Below are 20933 nucleotides of genomic sequence, written 5' to 3'. Positions count from 1 at the left end.
CAATGCCTTACGCGCACACTGACCACGCCCCACAAAGCTTCTGGACCCGCTATGTCTGGAGCCAGGACCACAAGGTCATCGCCGTGCAGTATTCGCTGACGGCCATCGCCATCGGTCTGGTCGGCCTTGTGTTGTCGGACCTGATGCGGTTGCAGCTCGGCTTTCCGGGCAAGTTCAGTTTCATCGACGCCAACCACTACTACCAGTTCGTCACCATGCACGGGATGATCATGGTGATCTACCTGCTGACGGCGCTGTTTCTGGGCGGCTTCGGCAACTACCTGATCCCGCTGATGCTGGGTGCGCGCGACATGGTGTTCCCGTTTCTCAACATGCTGAGCTACTGGGTCTACCTGCTGGCCGTGCTCGTGCTGGTGGCGAGCTTCTTCGTGCCAGGCGGGCCGACCGGCGCGGGCTGGACGCTGTATCCACCCCAGGCCATCCTGCCGGGCACGCCGGGCGTGGAATGGGGCATCGTGTTGATGCTGGTGTCGCTGGCGATCTTCATCGTCGCGGCAACGATGGGCGGCTTGAATTACGTCACCACCACGCTGCAGGCGCGCACGCGCGGCATGACGCTCATGCGCATGCCGCTCACGGTGTGGGGCATCTTCATCGCGACCATCATGGCACTGCTGGCGTTTCCAGCGCTGTTCGTGTCAGCGGTGATGATGCTACTTGACAGGGCACTCGGCACCAGTTTCTTCATACCGGCCGTGGTGTCGATGGGGCAGACGCTCAAGCATGCCGGCGGCAGCCCGCTGCTGTTCCAGCACCTGTTCTGGTTCTTCGGGCATCCGGAGGTCTACATCGTCGCGCTGCCGGCCTTTGGCATTGCGTCGGACCTCATCAGCACGCACGCGCGCAAGAGCATCTTCGGCTACAAGATGATGGTGTGGGCCATCGTCGTCATCGGTGCGCTGAGCTTCGTGGTCTGGGCGCACCACATGTTCATCGCCGGCATGAATCCGTACTTCGGCTTCTTCTTTGCCACCACCACGCTCATCATCGCCATCCCGACCGCCCTCAAGGTCTACAACTGGGTGCTGACGCTGTGGCGCGGCGATATCCACCTGACCGTGCCGATGCTGTTTGCCATCGGCTTCATCAGCACCTTCGTCCTGGGTGGGCTGACCGGGCTCTATCTCGGCAACGTGAGCGTGGACATTCCGCTGTCGAACACGTACTTCGTGGTGGCGCACTTCCATATGGTGATGGCCGTGTCGCCGATCCTGGTGGTGTTCGGCGGCATCTACCACTGGTATCCGAAGGTGACGGGCCGCATGCTCAACGACACGCTCGGGCGCATGCACTTCTGGGTCACCTTCCTCGGCACCTATGCGATCTACTTCCCGATGCACTATCTCGGCATCCTGGGCATGCCGCGGCGATATTACGCGTATGAGGGCTTCAGCTTCATTCCATCTTCGGCGCAGACGCTCAACACGTTCATCACCGTCATTGCGCTGATCGTTGCAGTGGCGCAGTTGCTGTTCCTGTACAACCTGGCGTGGAGCCTGGTGCGCGGCAAGCGTGCCGACAGCAACCCTTGGCGGGCCACCACGCTGGAATGGCAGACGCCGCAAACGCCGCCAGTGCATGGCAATTGGGGCGCCGCGCCGCCCGTCGTTTACCGCTGGGCGTACGAATACAGCCCGACGGGGCAGGAGGAAGACTTCGTCCCGCAAAACCAGCCGCCTGCGACGGCGCCTGAGCCGGCCTCCCACCCGACGCTTCAACCCGGAGAGGCACGCGAATGACCACACTGCCCCGCTCCTTCGTTCCTGACGCGCCACCTGTCTCGCCGAATGCGAGCCGCATCGGCCTGATCGTCTTCATGGCGGTGGCAACGACATTGTTTTCACTGCTGTTGTTCGCCTATGCAATGCGTATGCGCGAGCCCGACTGGCAGCCGATCCCGCATCCAGCGCTGCTGTGGTGGAACACCGGCGCGCTGGTGCTGGCAAGCATTGCCATGCAGCGTGCCCGGCAGATTACCTTGCACCGCGCGGCGTGGCTGGTGTCGGGCGGTGTGCTGGCGGCCGTGTTCGTAATCGGACAACTGGCCGCCTGGCGCATGCTGTCGGCGGCCGGGCAGACCGTCACCGTCAATCCTTCCAATAGCTTCCTCTACCTGCTCACCGGCCTGCACGGGTTGCATGTGCTGGGCGGGCTGGTGGCCTGGGCCGTGACGATCGCGCTTCTCCAGCGCGCGGACCCCTTCCGAACCCACCGCGCCATCGCGCTTTGCGCCATCTACTGGCATTTCCTGCTGGCTGTCTGGCTCGTGCTGCTGGCGGCGATGTGGTGGATCACCCCTGAGTTCGTCGCCGCCATCTGCGGGCCGCTGTATGGAGCCGCGCCATGACCACGCCCACGCTCCCCACCGAATCCGCTGCCACCACGCCCACCGACGCCGGGCCTGACGGCTGGCGCGGCATCGTCACGGACTGGTCGGCCGACCGCGAAGCCTTCAAGGTGCCGTGGGGCAAGGCGATGATGTGGATCTTCCTGCTATCGGACACCTTCATCTTCAGCAGCTTCCTGATCGGTTACATGACGGTGCGGATGTCGACCACGGTGCCGTGGCCTGACACTTCCAAAGTGTTCGCGCTCACTGTGGGCGGCGTGGATGTGCCTTTGCTGCTGATCGCCATCATGACGTTCATCCTGATCAGCAGCAGCGGCACCATGGCGATGGCCGTCAACTTTGGCTACCGGCGCAACGCAAAGCGCGCCGCCGCACTGTTGCTCGCGACCGCGCTGCTGGGCGCGACCTTCGTGTCGATGCAGGCCTTCGAATGGACCAAGCTGATCGTCCATGAAGGTATCCGCCCTTGGGGCAACCCGATGGGCGCGGCGCAGTTTGGCGCGTGCTTCTTCATGATCACCGGGTTCCACGGCTTTCACGTGAGCTGCGGTGTGATCTACCTGCTGCTGATCGCACGCAAGATCCTGCAGCCGGGGTTCACCGAGCACGGCAACTTCCAGATCGTGGAGATTGCCGGCTTGTACTGGCACTTCGTCGACCTGGTGTGGGTGTTCATCTTTGCGCTGTTCTATTTGTGGTGAGGCAGACCATGGACCACACCGATCCCGCCCATCGGCCCGACGCCGCGCACGGCCAGCAGCATCCGATCGGCATCTACCTGAAAATCTGGGGCCTGCTGTTCGTACTGAGCACGATGTCGTACATGGTGGATTACTTCCACGTGCAGGGCCTGCTGCGCTGGGCGCTGATCGTCGTGCTCATGATCGCCAAGGCCGGGCTGATTGTGTCGATTTTCATGCACATGATGTGGGAGCGGCTGGCGCTGGTGTACGCCATCCTGATGCCGCCCTTGGGCTTGCTGGTGCTGATGGTGCTGATGGCTGCCGAAGCGCATCACACCTTCGGCATGCGGGAACTCTTCTTCCACTGACCCCTGCGCCGACCGTTCCTCAGGCGAGTGCCTGGAACGCACCGCTCTGAATACAAAACGACCCGACAAATGCCGGGCCGTTTTTGTTTCCTGGCTCGCTGAAAATCTCAGCGAAAAACACCTTCAAATCAGGCGTGCTTCTCACTGAATTCGTTGAGCGGCTCAGGCTGCTTGAGCGGATCGAAGTCGGCCCACCGCCCTTGTTGCCAGCGGCCGGTCGCGCGTTCGATCGCCGCGCCTCCCGCATCGCGCAGCACCCGTGCGGCGTCCAACTGGCTGTCCGGCGACACGTGTACGGCCACCAGCACGCCGGAATCACGGGTTTCTTCGTTGCTGGCTTCACGCGTGCGCATCATCGCGCCGACCAATGAACCGACATACGCACTCACCCCGGCCGCGATCAGCGACATGATAAGCGGCGCCGAAAACGCCGCGAAGATCCCGACGCCGACCACGGCGCCAACCGCTGCGCCAATCGCGATGCCCATCTCGGCACCCTTCGGCGCCTCCCTCGCGTTTGCGTCGGCGCTGATATCGCCGCCGGGCCGAAAACGCGCGTGCTGGCCGATCGGATTGACGAAAAACAGTGTGACGTCCTCCTCGACAAAACCGGCATTGAAGAGCCGTTGCGCCGCGTTTTCAGCGGCGGGGAATGTCGTAAAGCGTGCTGCGACGATGAGCGACATGTGGCCTCCTTCCATCGTTGACTAGCGGTTGCAGACTATGCCGCCCCACCTCACCCGCGCCGAGACAGAGGTGCATGCGGTGGCACGCGCCGGGACTATGCCGTGATGCCGCGATCGGGTTCCATGCCGTCCACTCTGAACAGTCCGCTATGTAACACTACTCCTTTGCCGCCGTTCTGGTCGATCGATTCCGCGCAAACCGAGCGGATAGGATTGCGGCCGTTGTCGAAAGCAGCCATTAAGGCGGATTCCAGCGCGGAATGGGCGCCGAAATGATCTTCCAGCGCCTCGGCGGTAATTGCCGCACCAACCGGCTCGCCGTCGACGGGCGCCGTAAAGCGCAGTGTCTGAAAAGACTAATTATCGATCCGCTGACAGGTCTGCCGCGGCCAACAGCTGACGTGCCTCAAGGGCCTCTTGCACGTGCAGTTCAGCACGCCACGTCGTCGCCAGAACGAGGATCATCCGTCGGGGTGTCGACAGCCATGCGAAGCTATCAGTCTCGCGAGTTGGAGGACTAGAATGAATTATTCGAATCAATCGGGAGACAAATTGTGCAACTTCACATGGATTCCCATCATTTCACACACGGCCAGCTCGACTGGCGGGCAGCCGTGCTGGCAGGCGTCATTGCGGGCGTTGTGTTCCTGGTGCTAGGGGTTATCCTGATGGCACTGACGACGGGCGGAAGTCTGCTGGAGCCCCCACGCATGGTCGCCGCGATCATTCTGGGACGAGGTGCATTGCGATCGCCGCAAGCATTCTCAATTGGCATCGTGCTCGCGGCCCTTGTGGTGCATTTTGCCCTTGCCATCGTATTCGCGCTTATCCTCGGTCTGATCATGACGTCATTCAACCTTGACTCGAGCGTGGGGATGGCTTCACTGGCGGGTGGCGCTTTCGCTGTAGCCGTTTACCTGATTAATTTCTACGGCATGACACAGTTTTTTCCGTGGTTCGCAGAAGCGCGCAACTCGGCCAGCCTGTTCGCTCACATCGTCTTGGGTATCGTGGCGGCGAACCTGTACATGAGACTGGAGCGCAACGCATCCCCTAGGGTCAAGGCGGACGCGGGCGGCCCGTCGTAGTCCGGTGCCGTGTTGATCGACCGGTCTCCAGAGCAGAAAAGGCTCGCCGCGCAACAACATGAGCGCCTTGCCGAGATCGTCATGCTCGGCCACTCCGGTGAAAGCGCCGTTCGACATGTGCGAGGATGCTGCGCGATAGACGCGGCGAGCACCGCCAGCGCCGTCGCGACGAACGGCACGCAGATGAAGTGCCACAGGTAGATACCGTAGCGAGCGGAACGGTGACATTGCAAGTGGCGTGGACGCTGGCGGCACGCGCATTGCGCGTCACGAATGGCTCCACGATGCGGGACTTTCGATCATGTACGCATACTTCAGGCGGTCGTACGGGCCTGGCCCTTTTGACGGCGAGGGAGGTGTGCCGAGCCGCGAGTGGCGCCTCAAGCGCAACTGCTCCCTCACGCCGCGGCAGTCGCTCGCCGCGACCGTGTTCCTCATGGCGCTCGTCCTCGCGATCGGCGTGGCAGCGGCATTCGCATTCGGCGTGTGGCTCGCGCTGCCCTTCTCGATGCTTTGCACCGTGGCCGTCGGCATCGCCTTTATCGCCTACTCCAGGCACGCGACGGACGGCGAGGTGCTGAGGTTCGCGCCCCCGTTCGTGATCGTCGAAATACACGAGCGCGGACGGCGCACGATGCATCGGATGAATGCGGCCCGCTTGGCCGTGTCTGTCGGCGACAGCGATGGCGCCGTCTACCTTTGCGACGGCTGGCAGCGTATTCCCGTCGGACGGCAACTGCCTGCCGCCGCCCGCGCGGAGTTTGTGCGTCAATTGCGCCGCTTTATCGTGGCCGACTGTTGACATGCCGGCCGATGATCGCCCGGCATGTCTGATCGGCCTCACAGCAACACGCCGAGCGCCCCGACGATGCCGATGCCGCACGCGATGCTCACGCCAATGATCGGCGCCACGCGAAATGCGCCGCGCACTCGCTCTGCAGCGGGCAACACAGTGCCGCTCGCCAGCGCGATCAGCTATCCTGCAACCAACGGCAGCAGCAAAGCGTTGAGCACCTTGGCGACGATGTTGAGCGATAGAGGGTCCGGCACGCGCGCGACGAACACCACACTGCGGTCACCGTTGACCCCGTAGAACCATCGCGCCTCGAACAGATGCAAGGCCAGTGAACGGCGCTAGCCCGCGATTTCACCGAAGCCCCACGCGAGGGATCGAATCGCGTTGCATCCGGTTGCGAAATCTGTGAGGCGCCTTCACCGATTCCAGCGTCATTGAAAGACGATAACGGGCATGGTGCCCATAACCGGCGCAAGCCTATTCTGCAGTTCCTATTTTCTTTGTTGTTTTTGACGTGCGATTTCAAAGGCAAAGAGATCGCCGAAGGATGCTGTTGAATCGTTACTGAACGGACCGTTAGGTCGGTTGACATGATGCGCGTGCCGGTGCTCCTTCTGTCTTCAAACGCAAGACAAGTGCGAGCATACCGCGAAGCAATCGTCTCAGATCCAGTTGCGACGCGCGTGAGCAACTGCGTCACTTCGGGTGATGTAGAAATTCTTGACCGTCAGTTGCGACACAAACGAACGCGGCATCCGCGGCTCCCCTCCAGAACCACATATTTTCAATCTCACGCACATGTTTGCGGAGCAAGAGCGAAACGACGACTGCTGTTGCGAGTTGTCCACGAAACAAAAAGTACGTTATACCAGGCAATTCTATGCTCGTTCGAAGTATTCCGAAAATGTCTACTTCCAGCCTCAATGCGGCATTGACGTACCGTTGGATGACGTACACGATTGGCTGAAACCCACTCGTCACCCAATGCAAACGGAAGGTCATCATGCCCGCACCGAAGACTTACACCAAAGCACAATGGGATGAGTTCGCCCGGCGACTCGATGCGCTGCCGGAAAAGCCGCCATCGGAGCAGCGCGTCACCGTTCGCGATGCAATGTCGAAGGTCCGTGCCCAGATCAATGGAGCTCGTGCGAAGGGGTATTCGCTTGAGCAACTGATCGATGAGGCGAAGCGGGCAGGTATCGACATAACGGCGAGTGCGCTTCGCTACGCACTCCAGGATACGAAGAAGCGACGAACAAACACCCGTCGAACGTTCGACTCACAGCAACCGTCAGGCAAAGTGAACCTGGCTGTCACTCGCACAGTTGCGCGGGTATCGGGTCAGCCGAGCGGCACAGGATCACGAGCACAGATGGCAGGCGACAACAGCAAAGCCGGATCGATGGTCATGCAGGACGCGTTCAGTTTCCCGATCGCGCCGGATACGGACAATCTTTAAACGCAAATGCGATTGAGACCGCTCACCACAGTCGAGGTTTTTTCGCCCAACTGAAAGTTGACTCAGTGGAGCAGGGCGTCTACGGTTGCACACACATTGGCATGCCTGCAATTTCCCAGTGCTGCCGTTAAGTCGCAGGTCTCCCGCTCCCTATACGAATAACCCGCGCACCCAAACGAAGCCGATCCAGATAGTCGGCCCATTTCTGCATCATCACGCGGCGTTCCTTGATGAACTTCGTGCGGTTATAGGCTGAGCCAAGATTGTCCGGCACCATATGCGCGAGTTGATGCTCGATCACTTCCGGCTTCTGTTCGAGTTCCTCATGCAGGATCGTGCGCGCCATCGCACGAAAGCCGTGTCCCGTGATCTCCGTACGCGTGTCGTAGCCAAGTCTGCGCAGCGCGGCATTGATCGCCGCCTCGCTCATCGGCCGCTTGCGATCACGCGCGCCGGGGAACACATAGCGGCCAGCGCCGCTGAGTGCGTGCAGTTCACGCAGAATTGCGACTGACTGTGTGGAAAGCGGTACCAGATGCTCGGACTCAGTCTTGGTGACGAGGTAGCGCCATTCGCATTTGTCCAGATCGAATTGGGACCACTGGGCCTGCCGAAGCTCCCCGGGCCGGACAAACAGTAGCGGCGCTAGTCTGAGCGCGCAGAGGACAGGGAAGGTGCCGGTGAATCCGTCGAATGCCCGCAGCATCTCGCCGACCTTGGCGTCTTCGCGTGCTGGGCGGGCGCGACGCCGCTCTTGCGCTCATCCATCCAGCCGCGCGCGACTGCCTCGAAAGAGTTGGCCGCTGCGAGCCTGGCAGCTCGTTTTTCGAGGCGCTTGACGTTGCTTGGGTCCAATCCCGCAGACAATTTTTGGCGGGCCTCGTCGCGTTTTTTCTGCGCCGCCAGCAGCGACACGTCCGGATAGACACCAAGCGCAAGCGTTTTGTCCTTGCCGGCGAACCGGTAGTTCATCCGCCAGTATTTCGCGCCGGACTTGTCGAGCTGGAGATACATGCGACCACTGTCCGCAAGACGGTTGCCGGTTCCTTCGGGGTTGTACCGTGCTTTCCTAACCTGGACATCGGTCAGCGACATGGTGGTATCTCCCGCCGGATAAAACCTGGTAACGAGCCAGATACCACCAAAAATACCCCCACATACCACCGGCAGTCGACAGGTCAAGTCGGACCGTCGGAGAATAAAAAAACCCCGTAAGACCTTGATCTTACGGGGTTTCTCGGAATACTTCGGCACTTGCCGGAACATCTTTTGGTGCCCGGGGCCGGAATCGAACCGGCACGCCTTGCGGCGGGGGATTTTCTTACCACTTCGACTTTCGCCGCCAGAGTTGCCTCTGTTCGTGGTCTGGAGCACGCCTTCACCATGGCAGTTGTTATGCTGCTTTAGGTGCCCGCCGTCTGCTCTCTACACCTTCTCCGGCGCTTTCGCATCGGAGCTTGGCTCGGTATTAGCTCGGACTTTCATCCAGGGCCTTCGCCGAGTTTGACGGGCTTCACCTCAAGAATTTCTTCATGAGGGCTCAAATTTGGTCTGAGTCCCCTGCGTCTACCAATTTCACCACCCGGGCGACGCAAATTCGCTGGCGACAACACCAGTGAACGCTACTAAAAACAACTTCTTCTACGCCTGCTGTCTTCGCTTCCGAACAACGTAACCGGTAGGCCTACTGGTTTCAAAGTTCGAGCAAACGGCCAATCGGCGGACGTTGCCCATCCAATCGGTAGGAAATCAAGTATCTAAACTGCGTCTACCAATTTCACCACCTGGGCAGATACTGCCGCGCGCGCATCGGAAGTTCAGCGCGCGAGGAAGACGCAGATTATGGCCGAAAATCGGTAGACGGGCAAGTCGATTGCCTTCACCCGCCACAGCGCGTTCGCGGCGAGCGGTGCTCAGACCGTGCGCGAGAATCGTGTGAGCGTCTGCTCGCCCAGATAGCGGTCAAATACCATCGCGAGATTGCGCACGAGCATGCGGCCGGCCATTCGCACTTCGAGCTTGCGTGCGCCGAGCGAGATCAGCCCGTCGTCTTCGAATGAACGCAGACGCGCGAGTTCCGGCGCGAACGTGTCGGCGAAGTGGATTCCGTACGCCGCTTCGAATTCGTCGAAGCGCAGTTCGAGATTGCACATCAGCTGCGTGATCACGTCGCGCCGCAGACGGTCGTCGGCGGACAGGCGGATGCCGCGCGCGATCGCGAGCCGGCCCGCGTCGATCGAGTCGGTGTAAGCGGGCAGCTCTCGCGCGTTCTGCGCGTACACGTCGCCGACCTTGCCGATCGACGAGGCGCCAAAGCCGATCAGATCGCACTCGGCCCGCGTGCTATAGCCCTGGAAATTGCGATGCAGCGTGCGCTGCGCCTGCGCGCGTGCGAGCTCGTCGGTGGGCAGCGCGAAGTGATCCATGCCGATGTACACATAACCCGCCTCAGTCAGCCGTTCGACGACCCGTTGCAGCAGAGCCAGCCGCTCCTCGCTCGACGGCAGCGTCGCTGGATCCATCTGGCGCTGCATCTTGAAGAGCTGCGGCATGTGCGCATACGCGAACACCGACAGCCGGTCCGGCGCCAGTTCGAGCATCGTGTCGAGCGTGCGGGTGAAGCTTGCGACGGTTTGATGCGGCAGCCCGTAAATCAGATCGACGCCGATCGAATGAAAACCGTACGCGCGCGCCGCCTGCATCACCGATGCGGTCATCTCGAACGGCCGGATGCGATTGATCGCCTGCTGGACGCGCGGATCGAAGTCCTGCACGCCGAGGCTCAGCCGGTTGAAGCCGAGGCGACGCAGAAGCGCGACCGTGTCGGGCGACGCCTCGCGCGGATCGACCTCGATCGAATATTCGGCTTGATCGTCGGGCAGAAGTTTGAAGTGCTCGCGCGTCGCGGCCATCAGCTCGGCCATCTCGTTATGCGACAAAAACGTCGGCGTGCCGCCGCCCCAATGCAATTGCGACACGGGCCGCTGTGTATCGAAACACGCCGCCTGCAAGCCGATTTCGCGTTTGAGCCGCTCAAGGTACTGCCGCGCATGCGCGCGATTTTTCGTCACGACCTTGTTGCAGCCGCAGTAGAAGCACACGGTGTCGCAAAACGGAATGTGGAAGTACAGAGACAGATCGGTCGACGCGGCACCCGGGGCGGCGGCGGCGCGGTGATAGTCGGCGGTGTCGAACGATTCGCGGAACTGCGGCGCGGTCGGATAGGACGTATACCGGGGACCGTTCGCGCTGTAGCGCGCGAGCAGGTCGGGGCGGAACAGGGTGTCGGTTTGGGACATGAGCGGTATCGGACGGTGGGCGGCTCTCGCAGCGTGCCGCGTGTCATGGTCAGTCAGCAGCTTTGAGGTTACGGGCGTGCCCGCGGGACCCGATTGTGTAGAAAGGTCGCACGGACAGGCAGTGGCACAATGCGGGTCTGGCAACACATTGCCAAGGTTTGAGTTCAGGAAAGATGACGTGGATCAACGGTTGAACAGTGCTCGGGTGGACGCTCACGCGTGCCGTCCCGATTGCGGCGCGTGCTGTATCGCGCCGTCGATTTCGAGCCCGATTCCGGGCATGCCGAACGGCAAGCCGGCGGGCGTGCGCTGCGTGCAACTTGGCGACGATCTGCGCTGCGCGATCTTCGGCCGGCCGGAGCGGCCCGCATGCTGCTCGAGTCTGCAGCCGCAACTCGAGATGTGCGGCGCGAATCGCGGCGAAGCGCTCGCGTGGCTCACGCAACTCGAGGCGCAAACACAACCGGCATCCCGTCCATGACGCGCGGCATGCGGTAAACGCCGTTGCTGACCACACCCGTCAACGCAAGCCGATGTCCGCAAGGGCTTCCACAGGAGATTTCGCATGACTCGACCCGCAGCGCCGGCCCGGCGCCGCTTTCTGCGCGCTGCGCTGACCGGCTGCAGCGTGCTTGGCATCACTGCGTCGCTCGCGGCTTGCGCGAGCCCGACGTTTCCGTTCATGCCGTCGCACTACACGTTCTCGCCGAAGCAGGTGCAGGAGGCCGTGCAGCGCAAGTTCCCGTATCAGCGCACGGTGTCGCAGGTGTTCGACGTCGCGTTGAGCAATCCGGTGGTGGGCATGCTGCCCGATGCGAACCGCGTGCAGGTGAAGCTCGACGCGCGTTTCGCGAGTCCGTTCCTGCAGCAGCCGGTCGATGGCGTGTTCACGCTGTCGAGTGAACTTGCATACGACGCGGCGAGCCGTTCGGTGATCCTCAAGTCGCCGAGTGTCGACAACGTCAGCGTGAGCGGCCAGGCGCAGATGTACACGCAGCAGATCAACGCGGCCGCCGCGCTGCTCGCGACCCAATTGCTGACCAACTATCCCATCTACACGTTCAAGCCCGAGCAACTGCAATTTGCCGGCGTCAACTACGAACCCGGTACAATCACCATCCTTACAAACGGCATACGCGTGCAGATCGTCGAAAGATGACGCGCACGCGCGGCCACGAGGGCCGCGCATGCCAGTCATGACCGTGCGGGCCCATTTCGTTGCGACAACCTACCGCGATAAGGGGCACGGATGGACTGGCTACTGGCTTGCAAGGCGCTGATTCTGGGCGTGGTCGAGGGTTTGACGGAGTTCTTGCCGGTGTCGAGCACCGGGCATCTGATCGTCGTCGGCAGTCTGCTGGATTTCTCCGACGAGCACGCGAAGACCTTCGATGTCGTGATCCAGCTCGGCGCGATTCTCGCCGTGTGCTGGGAGTTTCGCCGCCGCATCGGCAACGTGATCGTGGGGCTGCCGAGCCGGCCCGAGGCGCGCCGCTTCGCGCTGAACGTGATCATTGCGACGATTCCGGCAGTCGTGCTCGGCCTGCTGTTCGAGAAGTCGATCAAGGAGGGGCTGTTTTCACCGGTCCCGGTCGCGTTTGCACTGGTCGCAGGCGGCGTCGTGATCCTGTGGGCGGAGGCGCGTCAGCGCGCGCGCGGCGACGCGGCGGTGCGGGTGCGCAGCATCGACGATCTGAGCCCACTCGATGCGTTGAAAGTCGGCCTCGCGCAGTGCTTCGCGCTGATTCCGGGGACCTCGCGCTCGGGCTCGACGATCATCGGCGGCATGCTGTTCGGCATCGAGCGCCGCGCCGCGACCGAGTTTTCATTCTTTCTCGCGATTCCGATCATCTTCGGCGCGACGGCCTATGAGCTGTACAAGGACTGGCACCTGCTCACCACCGACGCGCTCGGCAGCTTCGCGCTCGGCTTCGCGGCCGCGTTCGTCAGTGCGTTCGTCTGCATCCGCTGGCTGCTGCGCTATGTCGCGTCGCACGACTTCACGGTGTTCGCGTGGTATCGGATCGGCTTTGGCCTGCTGATCCTTCTGATCGGTTATAGCGGCGGGTTGAGTTGGGCCGATTGAGATTTCCCGTGCGATGAAAAAAGGTCCGCGTATGCGGACCTTTTTTTGTTGGCTTGCCGTCTCGTCGCGTTACGCGGCGCCGCGCTTGCGGAACACGAGGTCCCACACGCCGTGGCCGAGCCGCAGGCCGCGCCGTTCGAACTTCGTCACCGGGCGATAGTCGGGCCGCGGCGCGTAGGTGTCGGCGGTGTTTTCGAGCCGCGGATCGGCGCCGAGCACTTCGAGCATCTGTTCGGCGTAGTTCTGCCAGTCGGTCGCGCAATGCAGATACGCATCCGGCTTCAGACGCGACACGAGCAGCGCGACGAACTTCGGCTGGATCAGCCGGCGCTTGTGATGGCGCGCCTTGTGCCACGGGTCGGGGAAAAAGATGTGCACGCCGTCGAGGCTGTCGGGCGCGATCATGTGCTCGAGCACTTCGACCGCGTCGTGCTGGATGATGCGGATGTTCGTCAGCGACTGCTCGCCGATCAGCTTCAGCAACGCGCCGACGCCGGGCTCGTGGACTTCGACGCCCAGGAAGTCGTCGTCGGGACGCTGCGCGGCGATCTCCGCGGTGGTGGCGCCCATGCCGAAGCCGATCTCCAGCACGCGTGGCGCTTCGCGGCCGAACACGCCGGTCCAGTCGGGTTGTTGTGGTGCATAGGGCACGACGAAGCGCGGGCCGAACTCATCGAGCGCGCGGCGCTGGCCGGTCGACACGCGACCCGCGCGCGTGACGAAGCTGCGGACGCGGCGGTGATGAAGCGTGTCTGCCGGCGTTGCACCCGGCGTGCCGTCGACGTCGTTCGTCTCGTTGCCGGCGGGCTGGTCGGCTGCGCTCGTGGGGGGCGGGGCGTCGTCCGGGAGACCGGAGTCGTTTGGATCGTGGATCATCGTCGATGCTGCTGCAAGGGTGAGGGCTGCGCGGCTTGCGCGCTGTGCCGGGCCGTTGCCACTACAAAAAAGCCGCCTTCAGGGAGGCGGCTCTTGCTGGATTCCGCTGAACACTCAGCGGGAAAGTGGAGCGGGCGATGGGAATCGAACCCACGGCTCTAGCTTGGGAAGCTAGGGTATTACCATTATACGACGCCCGCAGAACTCGCGATTTTACAGGCTTTTGGGCTGTTTGGGCAGGGGTATGGCTCGCGCGCACGAGCAGCCGACCCGTCTTTTCGCTTCTGCGGTTCGAACGGCGCGAGCCTTCAGCCTGTGTCTGCGCCCGCCGTTAACCCGAATACTGCCCGACACCGTGCGCTTGCGCACCCGCAAGCCGGCACGAACCCGGCGCTTCCCATCCCGACCAAGAGATTTTCCCAAGATGCAGTGGCTTTCCAATCTGAAACTGAGCCAGAAGCTTGTCGGCTCGTTGATGCTGTGCGCGTTCGTAACGGCCGTCGTCGGCACGGTCGGTGTGCTGAAGGTGCGCGAAGTCGCGACGATGCAAACCGAAATGTACGACCGCGAATTCGTGCCTGTGCGCGACGACGGCACCGCCGCGTGGCAGGCCGCTTCGCACTTCCGGCGCCTCTATTCGTACATCCTGAATCCGGAGCCGGCAGGCCGCGCCGATACGGTGCGCCTGAATCACGGCGGTGAAGCGGCGATCCTGTCGGCATTCGACTACGAGCGCAAGCACGCGACCACCGACGCGCAGAAGCAATTGCTGAGCGACTTCGATGCCGCCTATCCGGCCTATATGAGTTCGGTCGCGAAGGTGATGGCGCTGGCCGATCAGGGCGATCAGACCGGCGCGCTCGCCGAGCTCAAATCGACCACCGACCCGCTGCACGTCAAGCTGCGCACGCTGATGATCAAGCTGTCCGACGTGCGGGATGAGTTGGCCAGACAGCGTGTCGCGAACGGCGTCGAGATGGTTCGCTCGGTGACGTGGTGGATCGCGAGCTGTGCGGTCGTCGGCGTCGCGGTTGCGATCGGCCTGGGGCTGCTGGTGACGCGCGCAGTCGTGCGGCAGATCGGCGGCGAACCGGCCGAAGTCGCGAAGGTCGTCGAGCAGATCGCGGGCGGCGACTTGAGCGAGCGACTGCACACCGGCGCCGCCGACGACGGCAGCATCTTGCGCGCGGTCGCGCACATGCAGGAGCGTCTCGCGGCGACGATCGGTTCGATTCGCGAAAGCGCCGAGTCGGTCAGCATCGCTTCGCAGCAGATCGCGAGCGGCAACATCGATCTGTCCGCTCGCACCGAAGAGCAGGCCGCTTCGCTCGAACAGACCGCGGCGAGCATGTCGGAGTTGACGCAGACCGTGACCCGCAACAGCGACAATGCGCGCAACGCGAGCGCGCTCGCGACTGAGGCGGCACAGGTCGCCAACACCGGCAACACCGCCGTCGAGGGCATGGTGCGCACCATCGGTGATATCAGCGGCAGTTCGACGAAGATCTCGGAGATCACCGGCGTGATCGAGGGCATTGCGTTCCAAACCAATATTCTCGCGTTGAACGCGGCGGTCGAGGCCGCGCGCGCGGGCGAGCAGGGGCGCGGTTTCGCGGTGGTCGCGAGCGAGGTGCGCAACCTCGCGCAGCGCTCGGCGAGCGCGGCAAAGGAGATCAAGGAGATGATCACGACGTCGGTCGCGATCATCGAAGGCGGCACGCAGCAGGCAGCCGAAGTCAGCACGACGATGGCGGATATCAAGGCCGCGATTCATCGCGTGTCGGATATCGTCAGCGAGATCGCAACGGCCTCCGAAGAGCAGAACCGCAGCATTCACCAGGTCGGCCAGGCCGTCACGCAGATGGACGAGACCACGCAGCGGAACGCGGCGCTCGTCGAACAGGCCGCGGCGGCCGCGCAATCGCTCGAGACGCAGGCGCGCAAGATGAAGCAGACGGTGTCGGTGTTCCGGACGGGGGAGAGCCGCGGTTTCGCGGCAGCCGTGTAGAAGCCGGCGCCGAGTCAAGCGGCCGCCGCGCGTCAGCCCAACTTTCCCGCGCAATCAGCTCAGATCACAAAATAAGTCAGCTGAACCGCCGCGCGCGTGACGACCATCTGCAGCACCTGCACGATCACGAACAGCAGGATCGGCGACAGATCGATGCCGCCGAATTTCGGCAGCACGCGACGCAACGGATTCAGAAACGGCGCGGTTAGCTGATACAGAATCGGCATCGCGGGCGAACGCGGATTGAGCCACGACAGCAGCGCCATCAGGATCGTCATCCAGATGATCAGATTGAGCGCCCACTTGATCGCGGTGAGCACCGCGACGATCAGCAGCGTCGGCACGAGCGTCAGCGGATCCGCGCCCGTCAGCACGATCATCAGGACGACGTAGATGATCGCGGCGATCAGCGTCGCGACCACGCTCGCCCAGTCGATGTTGCGCGTGCTCGGCAGGATGCGCCGCAGCGGCAGCACGATCCAGTTGGTCGCCTGCAGCACGGCGTTCGAGACCGGGTTGTACGGCGGCAGGCGCACAACCTGCAGCCACGCCCGCAACAGCAGCGCGGCGCCAAACAGCGTGAAAACGGTATTGAGCAGAAAACGGGCGATATCGCCAAACATCTCGTGTCCTTATGCTTCTGATGACGGCCGCCGACCGGCCGCGGGCTGCCGGCGTCGCCCGATCGGTGCGTGCCGGCGGTTTTCTGGATTTACCCGGTTAGCCAACCGGAGGTTCGACGTCATTGCGCGCCGCCTCCCGATGGCTGTCTGTCCGGCATCACACGGAAATCCGGACCTCGCTGACCAGGATCGTGCCGTTGCCGCCGTCGGTGTAGTTCGGGATATCCGCTAATAGTTGCTCGGACGCGGGCTTGAACACTTTATAGAAGTCGTCCGCGCTATCGAACAGGAAGTGTCCCGCGGCCACGTAAGGCGGTGGCGTGCCGGGCGGCCCGGCGTTCAGGCCCGCGTCGACCGACCAGCCTTTCAGCGCCGGCCCGAACAGCTTCGCCGCGAGCGGCATATGGGTCGCGCAGTAGTAGTCCATGTCGAAGCGGCCGTTTTCCCGGTACGGGTAGAGGATGCTGACCTTGATCATTGTGCGTTCTCGTCTGTTGGTCCCGAAGCGCGGCGCGGGTCGTCGCGTGGTTGGCCCGGCGTACCGGACGTCACATTATCACGGCTTACTTGACGCTTGCACCTGCCGCGGCCTGATTCAGCGAGCGGCCCAGCGATTCTTCCACAGCTTCGGAGATCGCTTCAATCGTCGCGGCCGGCGTTGCGCGACGTCGGGCCAGGTTGACCGCGCGGCGCGTCAGCAGACCATACAGCGCGGCATGGTCGCCGCCGAGGCCTTCGAGCAGCGTTAGCTGCTTCTCGACGACACCCGTGTCGCCGCGCGATACCGGCCCCGCGAGCGCGTTCGGCAGGCCTTTGTCGCGCGCGGTTTCGATCGTGCCGGCGAGCATCGGCAGCAGCGCGCGCAGCGCGTCGTCTTCGGCGAAGCCGAGCGTGCGCCACAACGCCACGCATTCGGCGAGGCTGCAGAGCGCGAAGCTCGCCGCGTAGTGCGCGGCGGCGTGATACAGCATGCGGCCGCCCGGCGGAATCGACAGCGGATGGCAGCGCAGCGCGAGCGCGAGCGCGGTCAGCGTCTCCTTCAGTTCGCCGTCGGCTTCGATCGTCACCGAGCAGCCAACGATACGCTCGAGATCGGCGAGCTCGCCGCTAAATAGATACAACGGATGAAAGCCGCCGATCGCCGCGCCCTGATCGCGCGCTGGCGCGAGCAGTTCGACCGGCGAGGCGCCGCTGCAGTGCACGAGCGCTTTGCCGGGGTGGCTTGCCGCATTGCCTCCAAAGCGGAGTGTGTGCGCTGTCGTACCGATGCTGTCGTCAGGAACGGCTAAAAAAACGATATCGGCGGCGTCGACGACCTGTTGCGGGTCGTCAGTGGCCGCGCAGTGTGCGATCTGGTCGGCGAGCCAGCGCGCGGAATCGGCTGAGCGGCTCGCCACCGCGGTGACCGGATAGCCGGCGCGCGCAAACGCGAGCGCGAGACAACGCGCGAGCCGCCCCGCGCCGATGAAGCCGACGCGCGGCAAGGAAGACTGGGACATGGTCACCTGCTCCAGACGGATCGTGTGAACGGGAAAGCAGCAGTATCTCGCATCCGGCGAAGCGTGGCCGCGATCCGGCCCCTTGCACGGTTCGACAGCGGTCGTCGGATAAGTTTGCGGGCGATATGGCGCCAACGGTCGGTCATCGGGTGGCGTGACGCCCACGGTTGTGAAAACTGCTCACAATCGTACGTGACAGGAACAGTGGTCGACGAGCCGGTTTGGCAGTCGTATTTTCCGTACTTCGTTCGCAGTCAGAAATTCGGGAGGGTCGAGATGAGTATTTTTTCTTACCGAAAGCACTTGCGGTTCCTGACGCGCGCCCAGCGCCGTCGCTGGTGGGATCAGAGAAAGCGCCTTACGCCGCGCGTGCGGATCAGCGGCGCATACGTGCCGCCCAACGTGTCCCGCGAATTCGTGTACGTGAAGGTCGGCTAGTCGCGCAGTCTTCGCAGGTGACAAAATGCCCGGCCTCGAGCAATTGAGCCGGGCATTTTTTGTTTGGAATTTTCTTCCGGCTGTCAGGATTGAAGCGAATTTGTAATTAAAGATTACCGATGCGCGAACTCAAACCCCCGCGCTCGATCAGACCTGTGACGCGCGGCCCGTCGCCCGCGTGCAACCCCTTGATTCCCGGCTGATTTCGCTCAGGTCGCGGCGGCGCGTAGGCGCGCTCACGCCGCGCTCGGCAAAACGCTTCGGCTCGCCCTTGCAATTTGCAACAAATGCGAACATTTCGGCCGGGGCTTTTTAGATAGATTGATTTTGCAGCATGCGAGGCATGCGCAGTCGGCGACCTTGGCAGGCCGCGCTAGGAGAATAGAAGTGAAAAAGATCGTTCCGTTTGTCGTTGCAGCCGCACTTGGCTTGGGACTTGCCGGGGCCGCTGAGGCAGGTGTTTCCGTTGGTATCGGCCTTGGGGTGCCGATCGCGCCGGCCTATCCGGTCTATGCGGCGCCGCCGCCTGTCTATTACGCCCCGCCGCCTCCGCCGGTGTACGCGCCGCCGGTTGTGTTCGCACCGGCTCCGGTGGTGGTCGGAGGCTATTACGGCTATGGCCGCCCTTACTATCGTGGCTACTACCACGGCTACCATGGCTACTATCGCGGCTACGGGCACTCGTACTATCGTCATTAAGAAGTGCGGGCGCGCTTGACTCGCGTGGGAACGTCGACGGCGTAACGCCGGCTTGTGCCGGGTTACGTCGTTTCTTTTTGTGTCGCTGGTTTTTGCTTTCCGCAGCGTTCCTGGCTGGTGTCGCGCGCTCGCGCGAACGCCGTTCCAAAGCATCGAGGAAGCTGGGAGAATGGCTGCTTCGCCACCGCTCCAGGAGAGTTTCGCCGATGCAAGCGCTTCCCGCTCCCACCTTCGACGACGTCCTCGACGCCGCGGCGCGTCTCGAAGGCGTCGCGCACCGCACCCCCGTTCTGACGTCGAGCACGTTCGACGAGCGCACTGGCGCGTCGGTGTTCTTCAAGTGCGAAAACTTCCAGCGCATGGGCGCGTTCAAGTTCCGCGGCGCGTACAACGCGATTTCGCATTTCGACGCGGAGCAGCGCAAGGCGGGCGTGCTGACCTATTCGTCGGGCAATCACGCGCAGGCGATCGCGCTGTCGGCGCGCCTCGCCGGCATTCACGCGACGATCGTGATGCCGCACGACGCACCCGAGGCCAAGGTCGCCGCGACCAAAGGCTACGGCGGCGAAGTGATCATCTACGACCGCTACAAGGAAAATCGCGAGGAAATCGGCCGCCGGCTCGCCGAAGAGCGCGGCATGACGCTGATCCCGCCGTACGATCATCCGCACGTGATCGCCGGCCAGGGCACCGCGGTCAAAGAACTGATCGACGAAACCGGCCCGCTCGACATGTTGTTCGTGTGCCTTGGCGGCGGCGGGTTGATCAGCGGCAGCGCATTGTCGGCGGCCGCGCTGAGCCCGGCCTGCACGGTGATCGGCATCGAGCCCGAGGCGGGCAACGACGGCCAGCAGTCGCTCGCACGCGGCGAGATCGTTCATATCGACGCGCCGCGCACGATTGCCGATGGCGCCGCCTCGACGCATCTGGGCCACTACACGTTCGCGGTCATCCGCCAGCTGGTCGCGCGAATCGAAACGGTCAGCGATGCGCAACTGATCGAGACGATGCGCTTTTTCGCGCAGCGCATGAAGATCGTCGTCGAACCGACTGGTTGTCTCGCGGCGGCGGCGGTGCTGAACGGCGTCGTGCCGGTGAAGGGCAAGCGCGTCGGCGTGGTGGTGAGCGGTGGCAATGTCGATCTGCCGAAGCTCGCGCAGTACCTCGCATGAGCGGCTCACGTCGAGTCGCATGAAGAAAAACGGCTCGCCGATGCGAGCCGTTTTTTGTTCGCGAGCCGCTTCAGCTTGCCACTTGCGCGGTGCTCTGCACGATCAGATCCCGATACCCGTTGACGATCACGCTGTATGAGAAATAGGCGAACAGCAGCGCCGACAGAACGTGACACGCGCGCAGCAGACCGGCGCCCGCGCGCTTGCGTCCCTGGCTGCCGAGCCCGCAGATGAAAAGCGTCCAGCACAGGCCGCCCAGAAAGAATCCGCCGAGGAAGATCAGCGCGGTTGTCGGGCTCGTTGCGCCGGCCTTCGCGATCAGCGCGCCGCCGACCGCCGCGAACCACAGGATCGCCGACGGCGACGACACCGCGAGCAGCACGCCGCGCAGAAACCCGCGCCATGCCGCCTGATGCGGCGCAGCCGCGTCGCCTTCGCCGGCAACAGCTTGCGCCGTGGCCGGGAACATCGCTTCACGCGCCATTTTCCAGGTGAGAAACAGGAGGATCGCCGCGCCGCCGATCCATACGACCCAGCGCACCGATTCGAACTGCAGCAGCGCGGCCATGCCCGCGAGCGCGAGCGTCGCGTAAATGAGATCGCCGACGCACGAGCCGAGGCCGAGCCAGAAGCCCGGCCGAAAGCCGTGCGACAGCGTCAGCGAAATGACCGCGACGTTGACGAGACCGATATCGAGGCACAGCGACAAGGACAGAAAAAAGCCGTCCGACATCATTGAAAAAGCGTGCATCCGCGCGAGCGCTCCATCCGTTATTGAT

23 protein-coding genes, 1 tRNA gene and 1 pseudogene are annotated in these 20933 nt (G+C 63.0%); 14 read left to right on the top strand and 11 right to left on the bottom strand.

The genetic code is table 11. From position 1 onward, the window contains the following. The first annotated feature begins 2 nt into the window (after positions 1 to 2). Genes ctaD through OKW41_RS36555 form a run of 4 tightly spaced genes read left to right on the top strand, consistent with a single transcriptional unit; the run spans position 3 to position 3422 of the window. Entirely contained in the window at positions 3 to 1760 is a 1758-nt protein-coding gene (gene ctaD / locus OKW41_RS36570; protein ID WP_429451339.1) for a cytochrome c oxidase subunit I, read from the top strand. Beyond that, entirely contained in the window at positions 1757 to 2368 is a 612-nt protein-coding gene (locus OKW41_RS36565) for a cytochrome c oxidase subunit 3 (RefSeq protein ID WP_184011191.1), read from the top strand. Before ctaD ends, OKW41_RS36565 begins: the two co-directional genes overlap by 4 nt. Then, a complete protein-coding gene (locus OKW41_RS36560) occupies positions 2365 to 3072 on the top strand; it encodes a heme-copper oxidase subunit III family protein (protein ID WP_429451337.1) in 708 nt (235 codons plus the stop codon). Before OKW41_RS36565 ends, OKW41_RS36560 begins: the two co-directional genes overlap by 4 nt. Positions 3073 to 3080: 8 nt before the next feature. Further along, on the top strand, positions 3081 to 3422 hold the full coding sequence (locus OKW41_RS36555) for a cytochrome C oxidase subunit IV family protein (RefSeq protein WP_184011180.1): 342 nt from the start codon (positions 3081 to 3083) through the stop codon (positions 3420 to 3422). Positions 3423 to 3550: 128 nt separating this feature from the next. Here the strand turns inward: OKW41_RS36555 and OKW41_RS36550 are convergent, their stop codons facing one another. Both OKW41_RS36550 and OKW41_RS36545 read right to left on the bottom strand, forming a co-directional pair. Beyond that, positions 3551 to 4108, bottom strand: a complete 558-nt coding sequence (locus tag OKW41_RS36550; protein ID WP_429451335.1) for a hypothetical protein — start codon at positions 4106 to 4108, stop codon at positions 3551 to 3553. A 95-nt stretch (positions 4109 to 4203) separates the two neighbouring features. After that, positions 4204 to 4452, bottom strand: coding sequence for a DUF1488 domain-containing protein (locus OKW41_RS36545; protein ID WP_429576539.1), 249 nt, complete (start codon positions 4450 to 4452; stop codon positions 4204 to 4206). A gap of 222 nt (positions 4453 to 4674) precedes the next feature. Here OKW41_RS36545 and OKW41_RS36540 point away from each other — a divergent pair, with 222 nt between their 5' ends. Continuing rightward, positions 4675 to 5196 (top strand): hypothetical protein, encoded by a 522-nt coding sequence (locus tag OKW41_RS36540; protein ID WP_429451333.1) that lies wholly within the window; start codon positions 4675 to 4677, stop codon positions 5194 to 5196. Positions 5197 to 5497: 301 nt separating this feature from the next. Further along, positions 5498 to 5998, top strand: a complete 501-nt coding sequence (locus OKW41_RS36535) for a DUF2244 domain-containing protein (protein WP_429451332.1) — start codon at positions 5498 to 5500, stop codon at positions 5996 to 5998. Between the two features lie 173 nt (positions 5999 to 6171). Here OKW41_RS36535 and OKW41_RS36530 read toward each other — a convergent pair whose 3' ends face one another. Further along, positions 6172 to 6315: a hypothetical protein gene (locus OKW41_RS36530; RefSeq protein ID WP_429451330.1), complete on the bottom strand. Its 144-nt coding sequence runs from the start codon at positions 6313 to 6315 to the stop codon at positions 6172 to 6174. A gap of 680 nt (positions 6316 to 6995) precedes the next feature. On the opposite strand from OKW41_RS36530, the gene OKW41_RS36525 reads away from it, so the two are divergent. Then, a complete protein-coding gene (locus tag OKW41_RS36525) occupies positions 6996 to 7454 on the top strand; it encodes a hypothetical protein (RefSeq protein WP_429575572.1) in 459 nt (152 codons plus the stop codon). A gap of 127 nt (positions 7455 to 7581) precedes the next feature. Here OKW41_RS36525 and OKW41_RS36520 read toward each other — a convergent pair. Both OKW41_RS36520 and hemN read right to left on the bottom strand, forming a co-directional pair. After that, positions 7582 to 8549, bottom strand: a pseudogene (locus OKW41_RS36520) (tyrosine-type recombinase/integrase). 818 nt (positions 8550 to 9367) lie between these two features. Further along, positions 9368 to 10753, bottom strand: coding sequence for an oxygen-independent coproporphyrinogen III oxidase (gene hemN, locus OKW41_RS36515; protein WP_429575571.1), 1386 nt, complete (start codon positions 10751 to 10753; stop codon positions 9368 to 9370). Between the two features lie 178 nt (positions 10754 to 10931). Here hemN and OKW41_RS36510 point away from each other — a divergent pair, with 178 nt between their 5' ends. The 3 genes from OKW41_RS36510 (at position 10932) to OKW41_RS36500 (ending at position 12839) form a co-directional block, all read left to right on the top strand. Next, positions 10932 to 11234, top strand: coding sequence for a YkgJ family cysteine cluster protein (locus OKW41_RS36510; RefSeq protein ID WP_429451322.1), 303 nt, complete (start codon positions 10932 to 10934; stop codon positions 11232 to 11234). Positions 11235 to 11318: 84 nt separating this feature from the next. After that, positions 11319 to 11912 carry a DUF1439 domain-containing protein gene (locus OKW41_RS36505; protein ID WP_429575570.1) on the top strand — a complete coding sequence of 198 codons (594 nt, stop codon included), beginning with the start codon at positions 11319 to 11321 and terminating at the stop codon, positions 11910 to 11912. 90 nt (positions 11913 to 12002) lie between these two features. After that, positions 12003 to 12839 carry an undecaprenyl-diphosphate phosphatase gene (locus OKW41_RS36500; RefSeq protein WP_429575569.1) on the top strand — a complete coding sequence of 279 codons (837 nt, stop codon included), beginning with the start codon at positions 12003 to 12005 and terminating at the stop codon, positions 12837 to 12839. A 69-nt stretch (positions 12840 to 12908) separates the two neighbouring features. Here OKW41_RS36500 and trmB read toward each other — a convergent pair whose 3' ends face one another. Together trmB and OKW41_RS36490 are read right to left on the bottom strand one after the other, a co-directional pair. Further along, on the bottom strand, positions 12909 to 13715 hold the full coding sequence (trmB, locus tag OKW41_RS36495; RefSeq protein WP_429575568.1) for a tRNA (guanosine(46)-N7)-methyltransferase TrmB: 807 nt from the start codon (positions 13713 to 13715) through the stop codon (positions 12909 to 12911). Positions 13716 to 13841: 126 nt separating this feature from the next. Next, positions 13842 to 13915, bottom strand: a tRNA-Gly gene (locus OKW41_RS36490). A 224-nt stretch (positions 13916 to 14139) separates the two neighbouring features. Here OKW41_RS36490 and OKW41_RS36485 point away from each other — a divergent pair. After that, positions 14140 to 15723, top strand: coding sequence for a methyl-accepting chemotaxis protein (locus OKW41_RS36485; RefSeq protein WP_429575567.1), 1584 nt, complete (start codon positions 14140 to 14142; stop codon positions 15721 to 15723). Between the two features lie 59 nt (positions 15724 to 15782). Here OKW41_RS36485 and OKW41_RS36480 read toward each other — a convergent pair whose 3' ends face one another. The 3 genes from OKW41_RS36480 to OKW41_RS36470 all read right to left on the bottom strand — a co-directional run bounded on the left by OKW41_RS36480 (position 15783) and on the right by OKW41_RS36470 (position 17845). After that, positions 15783 to 16346 (bottom strand): YggT family protein, encoded by a 564-nt coding sequence (locus OKW41_RS36480; protein WP_018421532.1) that lies wholly within the window; start codon positions 16344 to 16346, stop codon positions 15783 to 15785. Positions 16347 to 16503: 157 nt separating this feature from the next. After that, positions 16504 to 16824: an EthD family reductase gene (locus tag OKW41_RS36475; RefSeq protein ID WP_429575566.1), complete on the bottom strand. Its 321-nt coding sequence runs from the start codon at positions 16822 to 16824 to the stop codon at positions 16504 to 16506. Positions 16825 to 16909: 85 nt separating this feature from the next. Beyond that, positions 16910 to 17845 carry a Rossmann-like and DUF2520 domain-containing protein gene (locus tag OKW41_RS36470; RefSeq protein WP_429451314.1) on the bottom strand — a complete coding sequence of 312 codons (936 nt, stop codon included), beginning with the start codon at positions 17843 to 17845 and terminating at the stop codon, positions 16910 to 16912. 276 nt (positions 17846 to 18121) lie between these two features. Between OKW41_RS36470 and OKW41_RS36465 the strand changes: the two genes are divergently transcribed. The 3 genes from OKW41_RS36465 to OKW41_RS36455 all read left to right on the top strand — a co-directional run bounded on the left by OKW41_RS36465 (position 18122) and on the right by OKW41_RS36455 (position 20154). Next, positions 18122 to 18283 carry a hypothetical protein gene (locus OKW41_RS36465; RefSeq protein ID WP_429451312.1) on the top strand — a complete coding sequence of 54 codons (162 nt, stop codon included), beginning with the start codon at positions 18122 to 18124 and terminating at the stop codon, positions 18281 to 18283. A 387-nt stretch (positions 18284 to 18670) separates the two neighbouring features. Further along, positions 18671 to 18982 carry a hypothetical protein gene (locus OKW41_RS36460; protein WP_184023229.1) on the top strand — a complete coding sequence of 104 codons (312 nt, stop codon included), beginning with the start codon at positions 18671 to 18673 and terminating at the stop codon, positions 18980 to 18982. 206 nt (positions 18983 to 19188) lie between these two features. Continuing rightward, on the top strand, positions 19189 to 20154 hold the full coding sequence (locus tag OKW41_RS36455; protein ID WP_429575565.1) for a threo-3-hydroxy-L-aspartate ammonia-lyase: 966 nt from the start codon (positions 19189 to 19191) through the stop codon (positions 20152 to 20154). A gap of 70 nt (positions 20155 to 20224) precedes the next feature. Here the strand turns inward: OKW41_RS36455 and OKW41_RS36450 are convergent, their stop codons facing one another. After that, positions 20225 to 20905 (bottom strand): LysE family translocator, encoded by a 681-nt coding sequence (locus OKW41_RS36450; RefSeq protein ID WP_429575564.1) that lies wholly within the window; start codon positions 20903 to 20905, stop codon positions 20225 to 20227. Positions 20906 to 20933 lie beyond the last annotated feature (28 nt).

The sequence above is a fragment of the Paraburkholderia sp. UCT70 genome, from assembly GCF_050434085.1.
Lineage (GTDB): Bacteria > Pseudomonadota > Gammaproteobacteria > Burkholderiales > Burkholderiaceae > Paraburkholderia > Paraburkholderia tuberum.
This window is presented reverse-complemented; position numbering and strand designations above follow the sequence as displayed.